The organism is Agrococcus sp. BE272, assembly GCF_031457935.1.
GTDB lineage: Bacteria > Actinomycetota > Actinomycetes > Actinomycetales > Microbacteriaceae > Agrococcus > Agrococcus sediminis.
The window spans coordinates 1,087,017-1,107,700 of the sequence record NZ_JAVDXL010000001.1; the positions used below are offsets into that span (position 1 = coordinate 1,087,017).

A 20,684-nucleotide genomic window follows, 5' to 3' on the forward strand; every position below is an offset into this window, starting at 1 on the left:
AGGGTGGAGCGATGGCACAGGAGGATCCGGGCCCGATGGGCTCGACGGCCTCGGCGGCGGATGTCGTGCGGAGCCTGCACCGCGCGGTCGGCGCCCACGACCTGGAGGGCATCGTGGCGCACTTCGCGCCCGACTACGCGCTCGAGGATCCGGTCCGGCCCGACCGGAGCTTCCGCGGCCGCGAGCAGGTGCGGCGCAACTGGTCGCACCTCCTCGCCTCGATGGACGGCCTCGCGCTCGAGGAGCGCCGGCTGGTCGCCGACGGCTCGACGGTGTGGACGGAGATCGCGATCCGCGGGCGCCTGGCCGACGGGCGCGAGCAGGCGCTGCGCGGGGTGATGATCTTCCGCGTCGCGGGAGGGCTCATCGCAGCGGGCACCTTCTACCTGGCGCCGGTCGTCCGCGACGGGCTCGACGCGGACGCGGCAGTGCTCGACCTCGTCTCGGAGCCGGGGCGATGATCCTCCTGGTGGGCGGCACCGGCCGCCTCGGCCGCCTCGTCGTCGACGCGCTCGTCCCTCGGCACGAGGTGCGCGTGCTCGCGCGGCACGCCTCGACCGCGGAGCCCCCGCTCGACGGCCGCGTCGGTCTCGTCGACGGCGACGTCCGCGACCCGGAGGCGCTGGCCGCGGCCGCCGCAGGCGCCGCATGCATCGTGGTCGCGTCCCACGGCGTGGAGAGCCGGGAGCGCGACGGGCTGGAGTCGGTCGACGTCCTGGGCGCGAAGGCCGTCGTCGCCGCCGCGATCCGGCACGGGTGCGCGATCGTGCTCGTCTCGGCGGTCGGGGCGGCGCCCGACGCCGCGCAGCCGCTCGCGCGCACGAAGTGGGCCGCGGAGCAGATCGTCCGGGACAGCGGCGTGCCGTGGACGATCGTGCGCGCCGCCGCGTTCGCGCAGACCTGGGCCATGATCCTGACCCTGTCCGCCGGCCGCTCGGGCCGCCCGGGGCTCATCGGTGCCGGCTCGGCCCTCCATCGCTTCGTCGACGTCCGCGACGTCGCCGAGGTCGTCGCGCGCGCCGCAGTGGACGAGACGCTCCGCGGCCGCATCCTCGAGGTGTGCGGCCCGGATGCGCTGAGCCCCTCCCGGCTCGCCGAGCTCGTGCAGGCGGCCAACGGCTGGCACGGCGCACCGCGGCACCTGCCCGTGCCGCTCGTGCGGGCCATCGCCGGCGCCCTGGCGCCGCTCCGCCCCGACCTCGCGAGGCGCTTCACGCTGGGGATCGCGATGAACGTGCCGCAGCCTGCGCCCCGCGCCGATGCCGACGTGCCGTCGTGGCTCGAGCCGCACCGCATCTCGCCGGAGACGATGCGCTGGGCGCCGGCGCCGAGGCCCGTCGCGACCTGAGCCGCGGCGTCGTCGACCGCGGTAGCGGATGCGTCAGGCGCGCCCCGTGCGCATCCACGCGTCCGAGCGGGCCCGCAGCCCCAGCGTCACGGCACGGGCGCCCAGGTACCCGAACGAGAACGCCGCCCAGATCACCGCGAGCGCGCTCCAGCCGGGCACGAGCGCGAGCAGCAGCAGCGGCAGGTAGACGGCGAGGTTGAGCACGCCCGTCCACGCGAGGTAGCGCACGTCGCCCGCGCCGATCAGCACGCCGTCGAGCACGAAGACGAAGCCCGCGATCGGCTGCGCGAGCGCGAGCAGCACGAGCGCGACCGGCAGCGCCTCGAGCACCGCCGCGTCCGAGGTGAAGGCGCCGCCGAGCACCCAGGCCGCGGCCAGGAGCGCGGCGCCCACGAGGCATCCGAACCCCACGCCCCACCGCTGCAGGCGCCGGGTCACCGCTCGCGCCTGCGCGACGTCGCCCGCGCCGAGCGCCTTGCCGAGGAGCGCCTGCCCCGCGATCGCGAGCGCGTCGAGCGCGAAGGCGAGGGTCGAGAAGAGCGCGAAGGCGATCTGCGTCGCGGCGAGCGTCGTGGTGCCCGCCTGCGTCGCGACCGCCGTGGTCGCGAGCAGCGCCGCGCGCAGCGACAGCGTGCGCACGAAGAGCCAGCCGCCGGTGGTCGCGGTGCGGCCGAGGTCGCCCCAGTGCAGGCGCAGCGGCACGCCCTCGCGGCGCGCCTCGCGCACCGCGAACCGCAGGAGGAACGCGGCCATGCCCCACTGCGCGAGCACCGTGCCGAGGGCGCTGCCGGCCACGCCGAGGTCGAGGCCGTAGATGAGGAGCGCGTTCAGCGCGGCGTTCGCGGCGAAGCCGGCGGTCGCGACGACGAGCGGCGTGCGGGTGTCCTGCAGCCCGCGCATGAGGCCTGTCGCCGCGAGGACGATGAGCATCGCCGGCAGCCCGAGGATCGAGATGCCCAGGTACACCGCGGCGTGCTCGGTGACGGCGGATGCGGCGCCGAAGAGGGCGACGACGGGGTGCGCGAGCGGGGTGGCGAGCAGGAGCGCCGCGCCTGCGACGATCGCGAGCCAGATGCCGTCGACGCCCGCGCGGATCGCGGCGGGCCGGTCGCCGGCGCCGAGCAGGCGCGCGACCGCCGGCGTGGTGCCGTAGGCGAGGAAGACGAGCAGGCCGACGGCGGTCGAGAGCACGGCCACGCCGATGCCGACGCCGGCGAGCTGCTCGGCACCGAGGTGCCCGACGAGGGCGGTGTCGACGAGCAGGAAGGCGGGCTCGGCCATGAGGGCCCCGAGCGCCGGGACGGCGAGCCGCAGGATCTCCCGATCCAGCGCATCCGCCCGCATCCGCACCCGCCAACGCTACCGGTGGGCGCCCCGCGCGTCCGCGGGCGCGCGACTCCCGCCCGCGGGACCCGCGACGCGCGCGGAACCCGCGCCGGCGTGGGCATCCGAGCGGTGCGCCCCGGCATAGGCTGACACCATGACGACCCTGCCCTCCGGCCTGCCTGTCGAAGAGTTCAGCGACCGCATCCGCCCCCAGGACGACCTGTTCCTGCACGTGCACGAGCGATGGCTCGAGCGCACCGAGATCCCCGACGACAAGGCCCGCTGGGGCTCGTTCGCGGTGCTCGCGGAGGCGGCGGAGGAGGCGGTCAAGGAGATCGTCATCGAGATGCAGGCGGCCGAGCCGGGCACCGACGCCCGCAAGGTCGGCGACCTCTACGCATCCTTCCTCGACGAGGAGGCAGCCGATGCCAAGGGGCTCGAGCCGATCCGCCCGCTGATCGACCGCATCGACGCGGTCGACTCGATCGACGGCATGCTCGCGCTGCTGGGCGACCTCGAGTCGATCGGCGGCCCGGGCTTCGTCGGCATCTGGGTCGACACCGACCCGGGCGACCCGAGCCGCTACCTGGTGCAGATGAACCAGGGCGGCCTCGGCATGCCCGACGAGTCGTACTACCGCGACGACGCGTTCGCCGAGGTCCGCGAGGCGTACCTCGCGCACCTGACGACGATGTTCGGCCACCTGGGCGCCGAGCACCCCGACGCCGAGGCCGCGTGCGTGTTCGCGCTCGAGACCGAGCTCGCCGGGCACCACTGGGACCGCGTCGCCTCCCGCGACGACGAGAAGACCTACAACCTCCAGCGGCCCGCCGTCGACCACCCGCGGCTGCAGCCGTACCTGCGTGCGATCCACGCGCCCGAGGGCGCCTTCGACGAGGCGGTCGTGCGGCAGCCGAGCTTCCTCGAGGGGCTCGCCGAGATGCTCGTCGAGGAGCGCCTCGAGGAGTGGAAGTCGTGGCTGCGCATGGGCGTGCTGCGCTCGTTCGCGAGCTACCTCACCACCGAGGTCTCGCGCGACCAGTTCGCCTTCTACGGCACCGCGCTCACCGGCGCCACGGTGCAGCGCGAGCGCTGGAAGCGCGGCGTCTCGCTCGTCGAGAGCATGCTGGGCGACGCGGTCGGCCGCATCTACGTCGAGCGCCACTTCCCGGCGGAGGCCAAGGCGGCGATGGACGACCTCATCGCGCACCTCGTGGACGCCTACCGCGCGTCGATGGCCGAGCTGCCGTGGATGAGCGAGCAGACCCGCGCCCGCGCCCTCGAGAAGCTCGAGAAGTTCACGCCCAAGATCGGCTACCCGGTGCAGTGGCGCGACTACTCGACGCTCGAGATCGGCGACGACCTCGTGACGAACGTGCAGGCGGCGACCCGCTTCGAGCACGACCGCGAGCTGGCGAAGATCGGCAAGCCGATCGACCGCGACGAGTGGTTCATGAACCCGCAGACGGTGAACGCGTACTACAACCCCGGCTTCAACGAGATCGTCTTCCCGGCCGCCATCCTGCAGCCGCCCTTCTTCGACGCGGGTCGGGATGCGGCGGCCAACTTCGGCGCGATCGGCGCGGTCATCGGGCACGAGATCGGGCACGGCTTCGACGACCAGGGCTCGAAGTACGACGGCGACGGCCGCCTCGTCGACTGGTGGACCGACGACGACCGGGCGGCGTTCGAGGAGCGCACCGGCTCGCTCATCGCGCAGTACGACGCGCTCGAGCCGGCCGCGGCGCCGGGCCACAAGGTGAACGGCGCGCTCACGATCGGCGAGAACATCGGCGACCTCGGCGGGCTCGGCATCGCCTGGAAGGCCTACATCGCCTCGCTCGGCGGCGAGGAGCCGCCGGTCATCGACGGGCTGACGGGCGCGCAGCGCTTCTTCCTCTCGTGGTCGAACGCCTGGCAGCTGAAGATCCGGCCCGAGGAAGCGGTGCGGCTCGTCTCGATCGACCCGCACTCGCCGAACGAGCACCGCACCAACCAGGTCGTGAAGAACCTCGACGCCTTCGTCGAGGCCTTCGACGTGCGCCCCGGCGACGCGCTCTGGCTCGACCCGGAGGCCCGCGTCACCATCTGGTGACCGGGCGGAACCTGGGAGCGCGCACGGGCGCGCGCTGGGTATCGTTGGGCACGGACCAGGCCAGCGACGCTGGCGACCCAAGGGCAGGAGTGAACATGCGCGGCAGAATGCTTCTCGTGATCGGCTTCGGTGCGGGCTACGTGCTCGGTGCGAAGGCCGGGCGTCAGCGGTACGAGCAGATCGCCAGCGCGGCCGACAAGGTGTGGAACTCGCCGTCGGTCGCGAAGCAGCGGCACGAGGTGCAGCACTTCGTCGAGACCAAGGGCCCCAAGCTCGTCGAGTCGGCGAAGGAGTCCGCGAGCGACGCGATGGACAAGGTCGGCAAGGTCGGCAAGCGCCGCCACTCGCGCGACCTCGACATCCCGAAGGACGTCTGATGGCGTTCGGAGGGCCGAGCCGCAAGTCGCTCGGCGAGCTCGTCGCCGAGACGCCGAAGCTGATCGTCGACCTCGCGAAGGCCGAGATCGCGCACCTGAAGGCCGAGATCGGCGCGAAGACGAAGGGCCTCGGCGTGGGCGCCGGGCTGCTCGCGGGCGCCGGCTTCTTCGCGATCTTCCTCTTCGGCTGGCTGCTCATCGCCGCGTTCGAGGGCCTCAACGAGGCGCTCGACCCGTGGCTGTCGGCGCTCATCGTCTCGGCGTTCCTGCTCGTGGTGGTGCTGATCCTCGCGCTCGCCGGGCTCTCGCTCATCAAGAAGAACAAGGACTTCAACAACCTCGAGGCCGTCGACAGCATCAAGGACGACGTCAACATGGTGAAGGGCGTCGGTCACGCCGCCGAGGGCACCGACCCGCTCGACGACCTGCCGACCGCGAACGGAGACCTGCGATGACCGAGCAGCGCGACATCGATCGCCAGCGCGAGGAGGTGCGCCGCCACCTCGACGAGCTCGAGAGCCGCCTCAACCCGAAGAAGGTCGCCAACCGGCTCATCGGCAAGGCACAGGACTCCTACAACGACGACCCGACGCCGTGGATGGCCGCCGCCGCCGGCGTGGCCGTGCTCGTCGTGGGCGGCATCGCGCTCGCGATCTTCGGCCGCAGGTAGCGGCCGGCTCTACGCCGCGAGCGACGCGCCCAGCAGCTCGCGCCGCTCGACCTGCAGCGTGCTGAGGTCGACGCGCACCGCGGTCTCGGGCGCCATGCGGTTCCAGCCGTCGCCCGTGAGGCCGCTCGAGGTCACGGCGATCGAGCCGTCCTCCGAGCGCCGCCACGACAGCTGGTAGTAGTGGTCGACGTGCCCGGCCGGCAGGTCGTCGCCGAGCCCCGACTCCTCGAACAGCTCGTGGGGGATGGGCGCGCCCTCGTTGGCGTGCACGGCGATGAGCTCGTCGGGCGAGAGCACCAGCAGGTTGAGCGCCGAGGTCGGGAACTCCCCGCGCAGCTCGGAGACGGTCGCGGTCACCGCGTCGAAGAGCGACTCACCCGCCTCGTGCCGGCGCAGGATGAGGGCGAAGACGACCGCGGTGTCGGTCTCGCCGCCCACCCGGGCGAGCTCGGCATCCGTCACCTTCTCGCGCAGCTGCGCGTAGGGCGTGACCGAGCCGTTGTGGGCGAGCACGATGTCGCCGACGCGGAACGGGTGCGTGTTCTGCACGCGCGTCGCGAAGCCCTCGGTCGCGAGGCGCAGGTGCGTCAGGCGCGCGCGGGACGGGGTGTCGCCGAGCGCGTCGGTGAGGTCGGGGTTGTCGAGGCCGCGGGCGGCGTCGCGGTAGCGGCGCACCTCGTCGCCGTCGAGCCAGGCCGTGCCCCACCCGTCGGTGTGCAGGCGCCCGAGCCGCTGCCACTCGTGGCAGCTCGCGTCGCCGATGACCTCGCGCGTCGTGACAGGGGTGGGGGAGGCGTGTGCGAGCAGTCGGCACATGTGAGCATCCCCTTTCCGTTCCGTCCATCCTCTCGCATCCGGGCCGCAGATGCCGGGTGCGTCGTCACAGTCGGTAACAGCGCGTCGCGCGCCGCTGTTCCACACCCGTCGCGGCGGGCGCGGCGCGCGGGTGCGGCTCGCCGCTAGCCTCGCGCGGGTGCGGGAGGATGGTGGGATGACCGTCGAGCTGACCCCGGAGCAGCTGGCGATCCATGAGCGCATCGAGCGGGGCGACGGGCACCTGTTCATCACGGGCCGCGCGGGCACGGGCAAGTCGACGCTGCTGCGCCACCTGATCGAGCACTCGTCGAAGCAGATCGTGGTGTGCGCGCCGACGGGCGTGGCGGCGCTCAACGTCGGCGGCCAGACGATCCACTCGCTGCTGAAGCTGCCGCTCGGGGTGATCGCCGACGCGCCGCTGCGGCAGAGCGCCGAGCTGAAGCGGCTGCTCGGCAAGCTCGACGTGCTCGTGATCGACGAGATCTCGATGGTCAACGCCGACCTCATGGATGCGATCGACCGCTCGCTGCGGCAGGCGCGCGGCGTGCGCTCCGTGCCGTTCGGCGGCGTGCAGGTGGTGATGTTCGGCGACCCGTACCAGCTCGCGCCGGTGCCGGGCGATGCCGAGGAGCGCGCCTACTTCGCCGACCACTACGAGTCGATGTGGTTCTTCGACGCGCGGGTCTGGCGCGAGGAGTGTGACCTGCAGGTCGTCGAGCTCGTGCACATCCACCGCCAGACCGACCTCGAGTTCAAGCAGGCGCTCAACGCGGTGCGCCACGGCACCGTGACGGCCGAGATCGCGCAGCTGCTGAACGACGCGGGCGCCCGCACGCCGCCCGGCGACGACGTGCTGACGCTCGCGACCCGCAACGACACCGTCAACCGCATCAACGCGCGCGAGCTCGCGCGCCTGCCGGGCCGCCCCAAGACGGCGACCGCCGAGATCACCGGCGACTTCGGCGGGCGGCAGTACCCGGCCGACGCCGAGCTCGAGCTCAAGCTCGGCGCGCAGGTGATGTTCCTGCGCAACGACGCCGAGCAGCGCTGGGTCAACGGCTCGCTCGGCCGCGTGGTCGACATCGGCGGCACGGTCTGGGTCGAGGTCGACGGCGAGCAGCACGAGGTCGAGCCGGCCGTGTGGGAGCAGTACCGCTACTCGTACTCGCCGACGACGAAGGAGATCAAGCGGGATGTCGTGGCCGAGTTCACGCAGTTCCCGCTGCGGCTCGCGTGGGCGGTGACGATCCACAAGTCGCAGGGCAAGACCTTCGAGCGGGCGGTCGTCGACCTCGGCCAGCGGGCGTTCGCGCCGGGCCAGACGTACGTGGCGCTCTCGCGGCTCACCTCGCTCGACGGCCTCTACCTCTCCCGGCCGCTGCAGCCGCGCGACATCATCGTCGACCAGCGCGTTCGCCGCTTCATCCACGAGGTGCGGGAGCGGGATGCCGCGCGCGCATCGGGCGCGGATCTGCGCGACGCCCCCGCGGCGGGTGCCCCGCCGGCCGAGACGGCCGCGCAGGAGGACCGGCGCGATCGCATCGAGGCGCTCTTCGCGCCGGACGCGCCGACGCCCTTCTAGCGCGCTAGTCGGCGTCGGCGTCGCTCGCGGCGGCCGACTCGGAGCGCGGCCGCCCGCGGCCGCCGGAGCCGGCATCGCCGGCGCTGGCACCGCCGCCGCCGGCGTCGCCGCCCGCTGCCGCGCGGTCGTGCTCGAGCACGGGCAGGTCGGCGAGCGCGCGCAGGAAGCGGGTGGCGGCCTGGCGCTCCTCGCTCGACATCTCGGCGGCGATCGCGAAGCGACGGGCGTGGTCGCGCCCGACCGAGGCGGTCGCCGATCGGCTCGACTCCGGGGTGACCACGATCGAGAGCGCGCGCCGGTCGGTGGGGTGGGGCTCGCGGCGGATGTGGCCGGCGCGCTCGAGCCGGTCGAGCATCTTGGTCACCGACGGGCCCGTGATGCCGAGGTGCTCGGCGATCATCGTCGAGGTGACGACGGTGCCGTCGCGCGTGACGGCCATGATGTAGCGGATGGCGCGCATGTCGTTCTCGCCGAGCTTCATGTGGCGCCTGCTGGCCTCGGTGTGCTCTTCCGACGCGCTGTGCCAGCGGCGCAGGGCGTGGAAGAGCTCGACGATCTCGTCGACGTCGGCATCGGTCAGCCCGAACTCGCCGACGAGCGCTGCGGAGGCGTCGTAGCGTCGCGGATCGAGCAGCGCGCGCCCGTCGGGGCCGTCGATCGGCGGTTGCAGCATGGGGGGATTCTATTGCAAAAACTCATAGTTGCACAGGCTCACTATTTGCTACGCTCGATCCATGACCTCACACGCGCAGCAGCCTGAGGAGCTGGTGGTGCTCCTCGACGACGCCGGGAGGCCGATCGGCTCCGCGCCGAAGTCCGAGGTGCACACCGACGCGACGCCTCGCCACCTCGCCTTCTCGTGCCACCTGCTCGACGCCGACGGGCGGATGCTCGTCACGCGCCGGGCGCTCGGCAAGATCGCGTGGCCGGGCGTGTGGACGAACAGCTGCTGCGGCCACCCCGCACCGGGGGAGCCCCTCGAGGCCGCCGTGCAGCGCCGCCTCCAGCACGAGCTCGGCACGACCGCCGAGGGGCTCGAGCTCGTGCTGCCCGACTTCTCCTACCGAGCCGTCGATGCGAGCGGCATCGTCGAGCACGAGCTGTGCCCCGTCTTCGTCGGCCGCATCGCCGGCCCGCTGCAGCCCGACCCCTCCGAGGTCGCCGAGTGGCAGTGGGTCGAGCCCGAGCGGCTGCTGACCGCCATCCGCGCCACCCCGTGGGCGTTCAGCCCCTGGCTCGTGCTGCAGGCCGAGCAGCTGCCTGCGCTGGCAGGTGCCTCGTGACCGCCATCGACGCGCCCACGCTGCTCGCCGAGGTCGAGCAGCGGCTCGCGCGGCTCGCCGCGCCGACCGGTCCGCACCCCGTGCAGGCCGCCGCGGCCGGCGCCGTCGGCGGCGGCAAGCTGCTGCGCCCCCGCCTCGTGCTGGTGGCGGCGGGGGAGGGCGCAGACCGCGAGGCCGTCGTCGCGACGGCGGCGGCGATCGAGCTGCTGCACGCGGCCCTCCTCGTGCACGACGACGTGATCGACGACGACGACGAGCGCCGCGGCCAGCCGTCGGTCTCCCGCCGCGCCGCGGTCACCGCCGCAGAGGCCGGGCTGTCGCCCGCCGCCGCGCAGCGGCTCGGCCTCACCACGGCCATCGTCGCGGGCGACGCCCTCCTCGTGCGCGCCCTCGCCGCGCTCGCCCGCCTCGACGTGCCGACCGCGGTGCGGGTGCGGCTCGTCGACATCGTCGAGCGCGCGATGATCCGCGCGGCCGAGGGCGAGCACGACGACGTGCTGCTGGCCGGCTCGACCCCCGACGACGAGACGATCGATCGCATCCTGCGCGGCAAGACCGCCGACTACTCGTTCCGCGCGCCGCTCGAGCTCGGCGCGGTGCTCGGCGGCCGCGACGAGGCCGCGATCGAGGCGCTCGGCGAGATCGGGCTGCGGATGGGCGTGGTCTACCAGCTGCGCGACGACGTGCTGGGCGTCTTCGGCGACGAGGCGACGACCGGCAAGAGCGTGCTGAGCGACATCCGCGCCGGCACGCCCACGATGCTGTCGGCGCTCGCGAGCCGCGAGCCCCAGTGGGCGTCGGTCTCGCGCCACTACGGCGACCCCGACGCCGACGAGGGCGCCGCCGCGCGCATCCGCTCCGTGATGCGCGGCAGCGGCGCGCTCGGCGAGGTCGAGCGCCGCATCGCCGAGGGCGCCGACGAGGTGCGCGCGATGCTCGTCGAGGCGCCCATCGAGCAGCGGCTGCGCGACGACCTGCAGCTCATCGTCGAGCGCTGCGCGGAGCGCCGCCGATGACCGGGCTCGACCTCTACACCGCCACCGCGCGGCGGGCGAGCGCCACCGTGATCGAGGCGTACTCCACGTCGTTCGGCATGGCGAGCCGGCTGCTGCCGCCGCAGATGCGCGGCGACATCCAGACCGTGTACGCGCTCGTGCGGGTCGCCGACGAGATCGTCGACGGGCCGGGCGCCGAGTCGGGCCTCGACACCGCCGCGTGCCGCGACGTGCTCGACGCGCTCGAGCGCGAGGTCGAGCGGGCGATGCAGACCGGCTTCAGCGCCGACCTCGTCGTGCACGCCTTCGCCGAGACCGCGCGCCGCGTCGGCATCAGCGCCGACCAGACGCAGCCGTTCTTCGCCGCCATGCGCCGCGACCTCGACCCCGTCGCCTTCGCCGACGAGCGCGAGCTGCGCAGCTACGTCTACGGCTCCGCCGAGGTCGTCGGCATCATGTGCGTGCGCTGCTTCCTCGGCGGCCGTCGCCTGCCCGACGCCGAGGCGCGCCGCGTGGCGCGCGGAGCCCGCGCGCTCGGCAGCGCCTTCCAGGTCGTCAACTTCCTGCGCGACCTCGGGGCGGACGCCGACGCGCTCGGCCGCGCCTACCTGCCCGGGCTCGACCCGGCGCATCCGACCGACGAGGCCGTCGCGCGCGTGCTCGACCGGCTCGAGGGCGAGCTGCGCCTCGCCCGAGCCACCATCCCGAGCCTGCCCCGCGAGGCGCGCCCGGCCGTGCTCGCGGCGCACGACCTCTTCGCCGCCCTCGCGCGGCGCATCCGCGCCACCCCCGCCGCCAAGCTGCGCTCGCGCCGCATCAGCGTGCCGCGCGCCGAGAAGGCTGCGATCATCGCGCGCGCCGCCGTCGGCGCCGGGCTCTCGCGCAGCATGCCCGCGCGCGAGCGCGCAGCCCGCCCGGAGCTGGCCCGATGAGCCGCATCGTCGTCATCGGCGGTGGCATCGCCGGCATCGCGAGCGCGGGCCTGCTCGCGCGCGACGGCCACGCGGTCACGCTCGTCGAGCAGGGGCCGGCCCTCGGCGGCCGCGCCGGCACGTGGCGCTCCAGGGGCTTCCTGTTCGACACCGGGCCCTCGTGGATGCTCATGCGCGAGCCCTACGAGCACGCGTTCCGGCTGCTCGGCTCGAGCCTCGAGGCCGAGCTCGACCTCGTGCGCCTCGACCCCGCCTACCGGGTGCTCTTCGAGGGCGAGGACGAGCAGCTCGAGGTCTCGGGCGACCTCGAGACGACGATCGCGCGCTTCGAGGCGGTCGAGCCCGGTGCCGGCGACGCGCTGCGGCGCCACCTCGCCTCGGCGACCGAGACGGCAGAGCTCGCCACCGCGGGCCTGCTCTCCAACCGCTTCGACTCGCCCGGCGCGTTCGCGGGGCTCGGGCTCGCGCGCCGGCTGCCCACGCTCACGCGGCTGCTCATCGAGTCGCTCGAGTCGCGCATCGCGCGCGGCTTCCGCGACCGCCGCCTGCAGCAGACGCTCGGCTACCCGGCCGTCTTCCTCGGCACCGAGCCCAGGTCGGCGCCGTCGATGTACCACCTGATGAGCCACTTCGACCTCGTCGAGGGCGTCTGGTACCCGCAGGGCGGGTTCACGGCGGTGGTGGATGCGCTCGCGCGGCTCGCGCGCGAGGCCGGCGTCGAGGTGCGCACCGGCACCCGCGTCGAGCGCATCCTCGTCGACGGGGGCGCGGCCCACGGCGTCGAGCTCGCCGGCGGCGAGCGCATCGAGGCCGACCTCGTCGTCTCCGCCGCCGACGGCCACGCGACCGACACCCTGCTGCTCGCGCACGTGCCCGGCATCGCCGAGCGGGCCCGCCGGCGCTGGGCGAAGCGCGTCGCGGGCCCCTCGGCGGTGCTCGTCATGCTCGGCGTCGAGGGCGAGCTGCCCGAGCTCGCGCACCACTCGCTCCTGTTCACGCGCGACTGGGAGGACGGCTTCGGCCGCATCTTCGGCGCTCCCGCGGCCGACCCGGCCGACGGCGTCACCGACCCGGCATCGCTCTACGTCAGCCGCACCTCCGCGACCGACCCGTCGGTGGCGCCCGCCGGGCACGAGGCGCTCTTCGTGCTCGTGCCGGTGCCGGCCGACACGCGCCTCGGCGCGGGCGGCGTCGACGGCGCGGGCGACCCCGCGGTCGAGGCGATCGCCGACCGCGCGATCGCCCAGATCGCCGAGTGGGCCGGCATCGACCGGCTCGCCGAGCGCGTCGTCACGCGCCGCACCATCGGCCCGGCCGACTTCTCGCGCGACTTCGACTCATGGCAGGGCACCGCGCTGGGGCCGGCGCACACGCTGCGGCAGAGCGCCTTCTTCCGCGGCTCGACGAAGCACCCGAGCGTCGAGCGGCTCCTGCTCGCCGGCGCGACGACGGTGCCCGGCATCGGCGTGCCGATGTGCCTCATCTCGGCCGAGCTCGTCGTCAAGCACGTGCGCGGCGACCGCTCCACCGGGCCGCTGCGGCCGCTGGGCGCCGCCACGCAGACCCGGGCGGAGGCGGAGCCGGCATGAGCCTCGCCTACCTCGCGGGGCTGCTGCTGGCCACCCTGGGCGTCGGCGCCATCGACGCCCGGTGGCGGCTGGCGCTCTTCCGCGACCCGCTGCGCGCGCTCGGCGCCGTCGGCGCGACCGCCGCGGTGCTGCTCATCATCGACCTCGCGGGCATCGCCACCGGCAACTTCCGGCTCGGCGCCTCGCCGTGGATGACGGGCCTCGAGGTGCTGCCGCACCTGCCGATCGAGGAGCTCGGCTTCATCGTCTTCCTCGCCTACGTCTCGCTCGTCGCGCTCGCGGGCGCCGAGCGCATCCTCGACCGCCGTGCGGAGGCCGCGGCATGAGCTACGCGATGCTCCTCACGCCGCTGCTGCTCGCTGCGGTCGTCGCCGCGATCGTCGCGTTCCGCCGCGACCGGCGCGGCTGGGCGGCGCTCGCGATCGCGTCCGTCGTCGTCATGGCGCTCACCGTCGTGTTCGACTCGCTCATGATCGCCGCCGACCTGTTCCGCTTCGACGACGCGCTGCTGCTGGGGGTGCGCCTGGGGCTCGCGCCGATCGAGGACCTCGGCTACGCGCTCATCGCGCTGCTGCTCGTGGCGGCGCTGTGGCGGCTGCTGCCCTCGCGCGGCCGCGGCGTCGCCACGAGCCCGAGCGCGGAGGCGGCGGATGCGTGAGGTCGTGATCGGCGAGCCGAGCCTCGCCCGCCGGCTGCTCCTCGCGTCGCGCCCGGTCAGCTGGATCAACACGGCGTTCCCGTTCGCCGCGGCGATGCTGCTCACGACCGGCCAGGTCGACGCGCGCCTCGTCATCGGCACGCTCTTCTTCCTCGTGCCGTACAACCTCGCGATGTACGGCATCAACGACGTCTTCGACTACGCCTCCGACGCCCAGAACCCGCGCAAGGGCGGCGTCGAGGGCGCGCTCCTGCCGCCGTCGACGCACCGCGCGACGCTGCTGTGGTCGGTGGGGCTGCTCGTGCCGTTCGTCGTCGCGCTCGTCGCGCTCGGCGGCCCTGGCTCGTGGGCCGTGCTCGCCGTGAGCCTGTTCGCGGTCGTCGCCTACTCCGCGCGCGGGCTGCGCTTCAAGGAGGTGCCGGTGCTCGACTCGATCACCTCGAGCACCCACTTCGTGAGCCCCGCCGTCTACGGCCTCGTGCTCGCGGGCGCCGACTGGACGCCGCAGCTGTGGGCGATCCTCGTGGCGTTCTTCTGCTGGGGCATGGCGAGCCACGCCTTCGGGGCCGTGCAGGACGTCGCGCCCGACCGCGAGGGCGGCATCGCGTCGATCGCGACGGTGCTCGGCGCCCGCGCGACCGTGCGCCTCGCGATCGGCCTGTGGGCCGCCGCCGGCGCGCTCATGCTGCTCGCGCCCTGGCCCGCCTCGGCTGCGGCGCTCGTCGCCGTGCCGTACATCGCGCTCGCCGCGCCCTTCTGGAGCATCACCGACGAGGGCAGCGCCGCCGCCAACCGCGGCTGGCGCCGCTTCCTCTGGGTCAACTACGCGTGCGGCTTCCTCGTGACGATGGTGTGCATCGCCTGGGCGATGGGCGTGCGATGAGCCGCCGCATCCTCGTCACGGGCGCCACCGGCTACGTCGGCGGCCGGCTCGCCCCGCGCCTCGTGGAGGCCGGGCACCACGTGCGTGCGCTGGCCCGCGACCCCGGGCGCCTGCGGGATGCCTCGTGGGCGGGCGACGTCGAGATCGTGCAGGGCGACCTCGAGGTGCTCGCCGACGTGCGGCGGGCGGTCGAGGGCGTCGACGTGGTCTTCCACCTCGTGCACGCCATGAGCGCGGGCGGCGACTGGGCGCAGGCCGAGCTCGTGCAGGCGCAGCACGTCGCCGCGGCGGCGAAGGCGGCGGGCGTGCAGCGCATCGTCTACCTCTCCGGTCTGCACCCGGAGGGCGAGCGGCTCTCGAAGCACCTCGCCTCCCGGGTAGCCGTCGGGGAGGTGCTGCTGGCCTCCGGCGTGCCGACGATCGTGCTCGAGGCGGGCATCGTCATCGGCTCGGGCTCCGCCTCGTTCGAGATGATCCGGCACCTCACCGAGGTGCTGCCCTACATGCCGGCGCCCCGGTGGGTGCGCAACTTCGTGCAGCCCATCGCGATCCGCGACGTGCTGCACTACCTCGTCGCCGCGGCCGAGGTGCCCGGCGACGTGCACGGCGCGTTCGACATCGGCGGGCCCGACGTGCTGCGCTACGGCCAGGTGATGAACGGCTACGCGGTCGAAGCGGGCCTGCCGCAGCGGCCGATCGCGCCGCTGCCGGTGCTGACGCCGTGGCTCGCCTCGCAGTGGGTCAACCTCGTGACGCCGGTGCCGCGGGCGATCGCGATGCCGCTCATCGGCTCGCTCCTGCACGACTGCGTCGTCGAGGAGCACCGCATCGATCGCGTCATCCCGCCGCCCGAGGGCGGCCTCACCGGCTACCGCGGTGCGGTGCGACTCGCGCTCGCCCGCGAGCGCTCGGGCGACATCGAGTCGAGCTGGCGCTCGGCGTCGTCGGCGGGTGCCCCCTCCGACCCGCTGCCGAGCGACCCGAAGTGGTCGGGATCGACGGTGATGGAGGATGCGCGCGAGCGGGTCACGAGCGCCTCGCCCGAGGCGGTGTGGCGGGTGGTCGAGTCGATCGGCGGCGACCGCGGCTGGTACTCGGTGCCGCTCCTGTGGAGCATCCGCGGGCTCGCCGACCGGCTGGTCGGCGGCGTGGGGCTGCGTCGCGGCCGCCGCGACCCGGTGCGCCTGCGCGCCGGCGACGTCGTCGACTTCTGGCGCGTCGAGCGCATCGACCACGGCCGGCTGCTGCGCCTGCGGGCCGAGATGCGCGTGCCGGGGCGCGCCTGGATCGAGTTCACCGTCGAGCCCGCGCAGCTCGAGTCGGGCGGGAGCGGTGCGCGCTACCGCCAGCGCGCCATCTTCCTGCCGAGCGGCCTCGGTGGCCGGCTCTACTGGTGGTCGCTCGTGCCGGCCCACCACGTGATCTTCGAGGTGATGGCCAACCGCATCGTCGCGGCGGCGGAGGCGGAGGCCCGATGAGGCTCTGGTCGCTGCATCCCGGGCTCCTCGACCGGCAGGGCCTCATCGCGTGCTGGCGCGAGGCGCTGCTCGCGCAGGCGGTGCTCGCCGGCCGCACGAGCGGCTACACGCGCCACCCGCAGCTGCAGCGCTTCCAGGAGCAGCCCGACCCCGTCGCGAGCATCGGCGCGTACCTCTCGGGCATCGCCGCGGTGGCCGAGGTGCGCGGCTACCGCTTCGACCGCTCCCGCATCGACGCACCCGGCCCCGCGCAGCGCATGACCGTCTCCGACGGCCAGCTCGCGTTCGAGTGGCGGCACCTGCGCGCCAAGATGGCCGCCCGCAGCCCGGAGCGCCTGCGGCTCGCGCGGCACCCGGTGCCGCATCCGCTCTTCGAGGTCGAGCGCGGCCCCGTCGCCGAGTGGGAGCGGCCCTAGGGCTCGAGCCCGGCGTCGGCCTCGAGCGGCGGGTGCTCCATCACCGGCAGGTCGGCGAGCGCGCTGAGGAACCTCGTCGCGGCCCGGCGCTCGTCGCTCGCCATCGTCGCGGCGATCTCGAAGCGGCGCGTGTGGTCGCGCCCGACCGTCGCGGTCGCCGTCGCGCGCGTGGCATCCGTCACCCGCACCGACAGCGCGCGCCGGTCGGTCGGGTGCGGCTCGCGCCGCACGTGCCCGGCTCGCTCGAGCCGGTCGAGCATCTTCGTCACCGACGGCCCCGAGATGCCCAGGTGCTGCGCGATCATCGTCGACGTGACCGGCCGGCCCTCGCGCGCGACGGCCATCATGAAGCGGATCGCGCGCATGTCGTTCTCGCCGAGCCTCATGTAGCGGCGGCTCGCCTCGCTGTGCTCCTCCGAGGTGCGGTGCCACCGCCGCAGCGCCTGGAACAGGTCGACGATCTCCTCGACCTCGCGGTCGCTCAGGCCGCGCTCGCCGACGAGGCGGGCGGATGCGTCGAGTTGCCTCGGGTCGATGAGCGCCCGTGCGTCGGCGTCCGCGGCCCGCTGTCCCATGGGGCAATTCTACCGGCGCGGCTCATAGTTGCCTTGGCTCATCATCGCCGGTGGCGACACCGTCCTCATAGGACGCCATCCAGGTCGCCAGGATGCGCTGGAGCGCGTCGCGATCGGAGGCGGATAGGACGGACAAGAGCCGGCGTTCGTTCTCCAGGTGCTCCTCGAAGGCCCGGTCGAGCAGGCGGCGACCGGCCGGCGTCAGCTGCACGACCTGGCTGCGCCCGTCGTGCTGCGCTGCCGCGCGAGCCACTAGTCCTCGTGCTGCGAGCGCAGCCAGGCGCTTCGAGACCGCGCTCTTCGTGACCATGGTCTCGCGGATGAGCGTGCCGTGACTGCACTCGAACGGCGCACCTTGTCGACGGATGGTTGCCAGGATGTCGAACTCTCCCTCGGAGAGTCCGTAGCTGTCGTAGACCGTCACCAGGTCGTGACGTATCAGGAGGGCGAGGCGGCTGAGACGGCCGACGATCCCGATGGGGGACGCGTCGAGATCCGGCCGCTCCACCCTCCACTGCTGCAGGACACGGGTGACGTGATCGGTGTGCATGCTTGCATGCTAGTTGCCCCGGAAACTAAACTAGTTGCTGTGGAAACTAATGGCTCGCGCGGCGGCTGGCGATGGGGACTGCTCGGTGCCGTCGCTCCGGTCACCTGGGGCTCGGTCTACTTCGTCACGCTCCACTGGATTCCGCCGGAGGAGCCGCTCACCGCGGCTCTGCTTCGGGCCTTGCCGGCGGGGCTGCTCCTCCTGGCAGTTCGTCGGCGACTGCCGAGAGGTGCGTGGTGGTGGCGTGCCGGCGTGCTCGGGGTCCTGAACTGCGGGGCGTTCTTCGTGCTCGTCTACCTCGCCTCCAAGTTGCTGCCTACGGCCGTCGCGGCGATGCTGATGAGCCTGTCCCCCCTCGTCATGATGCTGCTCGCGTGGGCGCTGCTCAACGAGCGGCCGACCGTGCGGCGCCTCGCCGGCGGCGCGCTCGGCGTGCTCGGAGTGGTGCTCATGCTCGCCTCCTCCATCGGTCCGATCGACGGCTGGGGCGTCATCTCATCGCTGACCGCGATGGGCATGTACGCCCTCGGCTCGGTGCTCGCCAAGCGCTGGAGCGGGCACGTCGATGCAGTGACGGCATCAGCGTGGCAGCTGACCGCCGGTGGACTGCTGCTGCTTCCCATCGCGCTGGCGTTCGAAGGGGCGCCATCGCTCGTCGATGCTGAGGCTGTGGTCGCGTATGCGTACGTGTCTGTGATCGCGACCGCGCTGGCGTTCGTGTGCTGGTTCGGCGCGCTGCGGCGCCTGCACGCCGGACAGGTGGGGCTGCTCGGACTGCTGAATCCGGTGACCGGTGTGCTGCTGGGCATGCTGGCCGGCGGTGAGCTGCTCTCGATGCTGCAGTGGCTCGGCATCGCGGCAGTGCTGGCGGGTGTCCTGCTCGGATAGGTCCTCGGCTCGGGGCGCGGCCGAGCCGGCTCGGCATGATCGAGCGGGCCCTCAGCGTCAGCGGTGCTCGAACCGCCACGGGAGCGAGCCGACGTGGAGGCGGTGGCGCGGGCCCTCCTCGGTCTCCTCGCCGCCGTCGTACGCCTCGTCGCCGTGCCACAGCGCGAGCCCGCGCTCGTGGTCCTGCTTCGTCTCGTAGCGCTGCATGTCGCGCGCGCCGAGCGAGCGGACCGCGGCGTCGACGGTGGAGAAGGCCATGAGGGTGTCGAGCGTCACCCACGTGGGCGGGAACAGCTTGAGGCTCCCCGCCCCGTGCCGCTTCAGCGCATCCGCCGGGCGCAGCCACTCGGAGGCGACCGCCTCGGCCTCCTGCAGCACGACGTCGCCCTCATGCCCGTGGGCGAAGAAGAACCAGGTGTGGAACTTGGTCGCGAGCTGCTGCGGCGGCGACCAGTGCGACAGCGGCAGCAGCGCGTCGGGGTCGACGATGAGGCCGGTCTCCTCGGCCGTCTCGCGCACCGCGGCGTTGCGGGCGGTGCGCTCCTCGTCGTCGGCCTCGTCGTGCGGCTCGACCCTGCCGCCGGGGAACACCCAGCCGCCGGCGAACGCCCCGCGATCGGGCCGCTGCAGCAGGAGCACCTCGATGGCGCCGGCGCCGTCGCGCGCGAGCACGAGGGTGGCGGCGACGGGGATCTCGGTCACACGCTCACGCTACCGCTGAGGACCCTCATCCGCCGCTGATCCACGCGTCATCTCGCGGATCGCGTCGTCGGCGCGGCTGCCGCCGGGCCCGGCCGGATCGGCGGCGTGCAGGTCGGGCTTCTGGGCGGGCACGGCCAGCACCTCGAGCGGCGGCGCGTGCTCGATCGCCGGCTCGAGCCCCTGCAGGGCCGAGAAGCGGCGCGCCTGGGTCACGACGTTGCGGTCGAGCGACGAGTTGAAGGCGTTGTACGCCTCGACGGTGCTGTTGAGGCGCTTGCCGAGCGTGGCCAGGTGCGTGCCCATCGTGCCGAGCCGCTTGTGCAGCTCGCGGCCCACCTCGAGCACCCGCATCGCCTCGCCCGCGAGCTGCTCCTGCCGCCAGGTGTAGCCGACGGTGCGCAGCAGCGCGACGAGCGTCGCGGGCGTCGCGAGCACGACGTTGCGCTCGAAGGCGCGCTCGAAGAGGGTCGGGTCGCGCTCGAGCGCCGCGTTCAGGAACGGCTCGGCCGGGATGAACATGACGACGAACTCGGGCGTGCCGGGCACCGCCTCCCAGTAGGCCTTCGAGCCGAGCTGGTCGATGTGGTCGCGGAGGTGGCGCGCGTGGGCGTCGAGCCGCTTGTCGCGCGTCGCGTCGTCGCGGGCCTCCATCGCCTCGAGGTAGCCGTTGAAGGCGACCTTCGCGTCGACGATGACCTGCTTCTCGCCCGCGAGGTGCACGAGCATGTCGGGGCGCAGCGCCCCCTCGTCGGTCGCGTGGTGCGCCTGCTCGGTGAAGTCGACGTGCTCGAGCATGCCCGCCGCCTCGACGACGCGGCGCAGCTGCAGCTCGCCCCACCGGCCGCGCACCTGGGGCGCGCGCAGCGCCGTGACGAGCTGGCGCGTCTCGAGCGTGAGCTGCTCGGAGGAGGTGCGCATCGCGTGCAGCTGCTCGGCGAGCGCGGCGCCCGCCTCGGCGCGCGCCTTCTCGGCGGCCGACACCTCGGTGCGCACCGAGTCGAGGGTCTTCGACAGCGGCTCGACGAGCTGCTGCACGGCGGCCTCGCGCTTGGCGAGCTCGGCGGCGCCCTCGGTCTGCGACCTGCGCAGCCGCTCCTCGGCCTGCTCGAGGAAGACGGCCGAGTTGCGCTCGAGGGCCGCGCGGCTGAGCGCCGCGAACTCGTCGGCGCGACGCTGCGCATCCTGCTGGAGCTCGGCGATGGCCTCCCGGCCGCGCTCGCGCTCCTCGGCGAGCCGGCGGTGCGCCTCGGCGCGCGCCTCGTCGAGCTGCCGCTGCGCGTCGGCGCGCAGGTCGTCGAGCTGCGCCGCGTGGCGACGCTCGGCGAGGTCGCGCTCGCGGGCGCGCTCGCCCTCGACGACCTCGAGCCGGCCGCGCACCGCCTGCAGCTCGCCCGCGGCGCCGCTCTGCTCGGCGGCGGCGCGCGCGCGGCCGACGCGTGCGCCGAGCAGCGCGCCCAGCGCGCAGGCGAGGAGCACGGCCGCGGCGACGACGATGACGGTCAGCGGGTCCATGCCCCCATG

The 20,684-nt window shown here is 73.9% G+C and carries 24 protein-coding genes; 17 read left to right on the forward strand and 7 right to left on the reverse strand.

Going from position 1 to position 20,684, the window contains the following annotated elements; all coding sequences use genetic code 11:
• Positions 1–11 precede the first annotated feature (11 nt).
• Both J2X49_RS05240 and J2X49_RS05245 read left to right on the forward strand, forming a co-directional pair.
• Positions 12–461: a nuclear transport factor 2 family protein gene (locus tag J2X49_RS05240; RefSeq protein ID WP_310123376.1), complete on the forward strand. Its 450-nt coding sequence runs from the start codon at positions 12–14 to the stop codon at positions 459–461.
• Positions 458–1,348, forward strand: coding sequence for an NAD(P)H-binding protein (locus J2X49_RS05245; protein ID WP_310123378.1), 891 nt, complete (start codon positions 458–460; stop codon positions 1,346–1,348). The genes J2X49_RS05240 and J2X49_RS05245 overlap by 4 nt, the downstream gene beginning before the upstream one ends.
• A gap of 33 nt (positions 1,349–1,381) precedes the next feature.
• Here the strand turns inward: J2X49_RS05245 and J2X49_RS05250 are convergent, their stop codons facing one another.
• Entirely contained in the window at positions 1,382–2,692 is a 1,311-nt protein-coding gene (locus J2X49_RS05250; protein ID WP_310123975.1) for an MATE family efflux transporter, read from the reverse strand.
• A gap of 136 nt (positions 2,693–2,828) precedes the next feature.
• Here J2X49_RS05250 and J2X49_RS05255 point away from each other — a divergent pair, with 136 nt between their 5' ends.
• The 4 genes from J2X49_RS05255 (at position 2,829) to J2X49_RS05270 (ending at position 5,816) form a co-directional block, all read left to right on the forward strand.
• Complete coding sequence (locus J2X49_RS05255; RefSeq protein WP_310123380.1) at positions 2,829–4,769, forward strand: M13-type metalloendopeptidase; 1,941 nt, start codon at positions 2,829–2,831, stop codon at positions 4,767–4,769.
• Between the two features lie 116 nt (positions 4,770–4,885).
• Entirely contained in the window at positions 4,886–5,146 is a 261-nt protein-coding gene (locus tag J2X49_RS05260; RefSeq protein WP_396130941.1) for a hypothetical protein, read from the forward strand.
• Complete coding sequence (locus J2X49_RS05265) at positions 5,146–5,601, forward strand: phage holin family protein (RefSeq protein WP_146354721.1); 456 nt, start codon at positions 5,146–5,148, stop codon at positions 5,599–5,601. The genes J2X49_RS05260 and J2X49_RS05265 overlap by 1 nt, the downstream gene beginning before the upstream one ends.
• A complete protein-coding gene (locus J2X49_RS05270; protein WP_128189879.1) occupies positions 5,598–5,816 on the forward strand; it encodes a DUF3618 domain-containing protein in 219 nt (72 codons plus the stop codon). The genes J2X49_RS05265 and J2X49_RS05270 overlap by 4 nt, the downstream gene beginning before the upstream one ends.
• A gap of 9 nt (positions 5,817–5,825) precedes the next feature.
• Here J2X49_RS05270 and J2X49_RS05275 read toward each other — a convergent pair whose 3' ends face one another.
• On the reverse strand, positions 5,826–6,632 hold the full coding sequence (locus J2X49_RS05275) for a class II glutamine amidotransferase (protein ID WP_310123386.1): 807 nt from the start codon (positions 6,630–6,632) through the stop codon (positions 5,826–5,828).
• Positions 6,633–6,807: 175 nt separating this feature from the next.
• Between J2X49_RS05275 and J2X49_RS05280 the strand changes: the two genes are divergently transcribed.
• Entirely contained in the window at positions 6,808–8,214 is a 1,407-nt protein-coding gene (locus tag J2X49_RS05280) for an ATP-dependent RecD-like DNA helicase (RefSeq protein ID WP_128189877.1), read from the forward strand.
• 4 nt (positions 8,215–8,218) lie between these two features.
• On the opposite strand, the gene J2X49_RS05285 is transcribed toward J2X49_RS05280, so the two are convergent.
• Positions 8,219–8,887, reverse strand: a complete 669-nt coding sequence (locus J2X49_RS05285) for a MarR family transcriptional regulator (RefSeq protein ID WP_310123390.1) — start codon at positions 8,885–8,887, stop codon at positions 8,219–8,221.
• Between the two features lie 61 nt (positions 8,888–8,948).
• Here J2X49_RS05285 and idi point away from each other — a divergent pair, with 61 nt between their 5' ends.
• The 9 genes from idi to J2X49_RS05330 are packed head-to-tail and all read left to right on the forward strand — an operon-like array spanning position 8,949 to position 16,448.
• A complete protein-coding gene (idi, locus tag J2X49_RS05290) occupies positions 8,949–9,497 on the forward strand; it encodes an isopentenyl-diphosphate Delta-isomerase (RefSeq protein WP_310123393.1) in 549 nt (182 codons plus the stop codon).
• Positions 9,494–10,513, forward strand: coding sequence for a polyprenyl synthetase family protein (locus tag J2X49_RS05295; protein WP_310123396.1), 1,020 nt, complete (start codon positions 9,494–9,496; stop codon positions 10,511–10,513). The genes idi and J2X49_RS05295 overlap by 4 nt, the downstream gene beginning before the upstream one ends.
• Complete coding sequence (locus J2X49_RS05300) at positions 10,510–11,424, forward strand: squalene/phytoene synthase family protein (RefSeq protein ID WP_310123399.1); 915 nt, start codon at positions 10,510–10,512, stop codon at positions 11,422–11,424. The genes J2X49_RS05295 and J2X49_RS05300 overlap by 4 nt, the downstream gene beginning before the upstream one ends.
• Positions 11,421–13,013, forward strand: a complete 1,593-nt coding sequence (gene crtI, locus J2X49_RS05305; RefSeq protein ID WP_310123401.1) for a phytoene desaturase family protein — start codon at positions 11,421–11,423, stop codon at positions 13,011–13,013. The genes J2X49_RS05300 and crtI overlap by 4 nt, the downstream gene beginning before the upstream one ends.
• Positions 13,010–13,339, forward strand: a complete 330-nt coding sequence (locus tag J2X49_RS05310) for a lycopene cyclase domain-containing protein (protein ID WP_246992722.1) — start codon at positions 13,010–13,012, stop codon at positions 13,337–13,339. Before crtI ends, J2X49_RS05310 begins: the two co-directional genes overlap by 4 nt.
• Complete coding sequence (locus J2X49_RS05315; protein WP_310123403.1) at positions 13,336–13,671, forward strand: lycopene cyclase domain-containing protein; 336 nt, start codon at positions 13,336–13,338, stop codon at positions 13,669–13,671. The genes J2X49_RS05310 and J2X49_RS05315 overlap by 4 nt, the downstream gene beginning before the upstream one ends.
• Positions 13,664–14,554, forward strand: a complete 891-nt coding sequence (locus J2X49_RS05320) for a prenyltransferase (RefSeq protein ID WP_310123405.1) — start codon at positions 13,664–13,666, stop codon at positions 14,552–14,554. The genes J2X49_RS05315 and J2X49_RS05320 overlap by 8 nt, the downstream gene beginning before the upstream one ends.
• Positions 14,551–16,032, forward strand: a complete 1,482-nt coding sequence (locus J2X49_RS05325; RefSeq protein WP_310123408.1) for an SDR family oxidoreductase — start codon at positions 14,551–14,553, stop codon at positions 16,030–16,032. The genes J2X49_RS05320 and J2X49_RS05325 overlap by 4 nt, the downstream gene beginning before the upstream one ends.
• Entirely contained in the window at positions 16,029–16,448 is a 420-nt protein-coding gene (locus tag J2X49_RS05330; RefSeq protein ID WP_310123412.1) for a pyrimidine dimer DNA glycosylase/endonuclease V, read from the forward strand. Before J2X49_RS05325 ends, J2X49_RS05330 begins: the two co-directional genes overlap by 4 nt.
• Here the strand turns inward: J2X49_RS05330 and J2X49_RS05335 are convergent.
• Both J2X49_RS05335 and J2X49_RS05340 read right to left on the reverse strand, forming a co-directional pair.
• Positions 16,445–17,023 (reverse strand): MarR family transcriptional regulator, encoded by a 579-nt coding sequence (locus J2X49_RS05335; RefSeq protein ID WP_310123416.1) that lies wholly within the window; start codon positions 17,021–17,023, stop codon positions 16,445–16,447. The two genes, J2X49_RS05330 and J2X49_RS05335, sit on opposite strands and share 4 nt — an antisense overlap.
• A gap of 22 nt (positions 17,024–17,045) precedes the next feature.
• Entirely contained in the window at positions 17,046–17,573 is a 528-nt protein-coding gene (locus tag J2X49_RS05340) for a MarR family transcriptional regulator (RefSeq protein ID WP_310123418.1), read from the reverse strand.
• Positions 17,574–17,612: 39 nt separating this feature from the next.
• Here J2X49_RS05340 and J2X49_RS05345 point away from each other — a divergent pair, with 39 nt between their 5' ends.
• On the forward strand, positions 17,613–18,461 hold the full coding sequence (locus J2X49_RS05345) for an EamA family transporter (protein WP_310123421.1): 849 nt from the start codon (positions 17,613–17,615) through the stop codon (positions 18,459–18,461).
• A 57-nt stretch (positions 18,462–18,518) separates the two neighbouring features.
• On the opposite strand, the gene J2X49_RS05350 is transcribed toward J2X49_RS05345, so the two are convergent.
• Together J2X49_RS05350 and rmuC are read right to left on the reverse strand one after the other, a co-directional pair.
• The gene (locus J2X49_RS05350) at positions 18,519–19,163 is read right to left on the reverse strand and encodes an NUDIX hydrolase (RefSeq protein ID WP_310123424.1); all 645 of its coding nucleotides are present in this window, start codon (positions 19,161–19,163) and stop codon (positions 18,519–18,521) included.
• A gap of 9 nt (positions 19,164–19,172) precedes the next feature.
• Positions 19,173–20,675, reverse strand: coding sequence for a DNA recombination protein RmuC (rmuC, locus tag J2X49_RS05355; protein ID WP_310123427.1), 1,503 nt, complete (start codon positions 20,673–20,675; stop codon positions 19,173–19,175).
• Positions 20,676–20,684 lie beyond the last annotated feature (9 nt).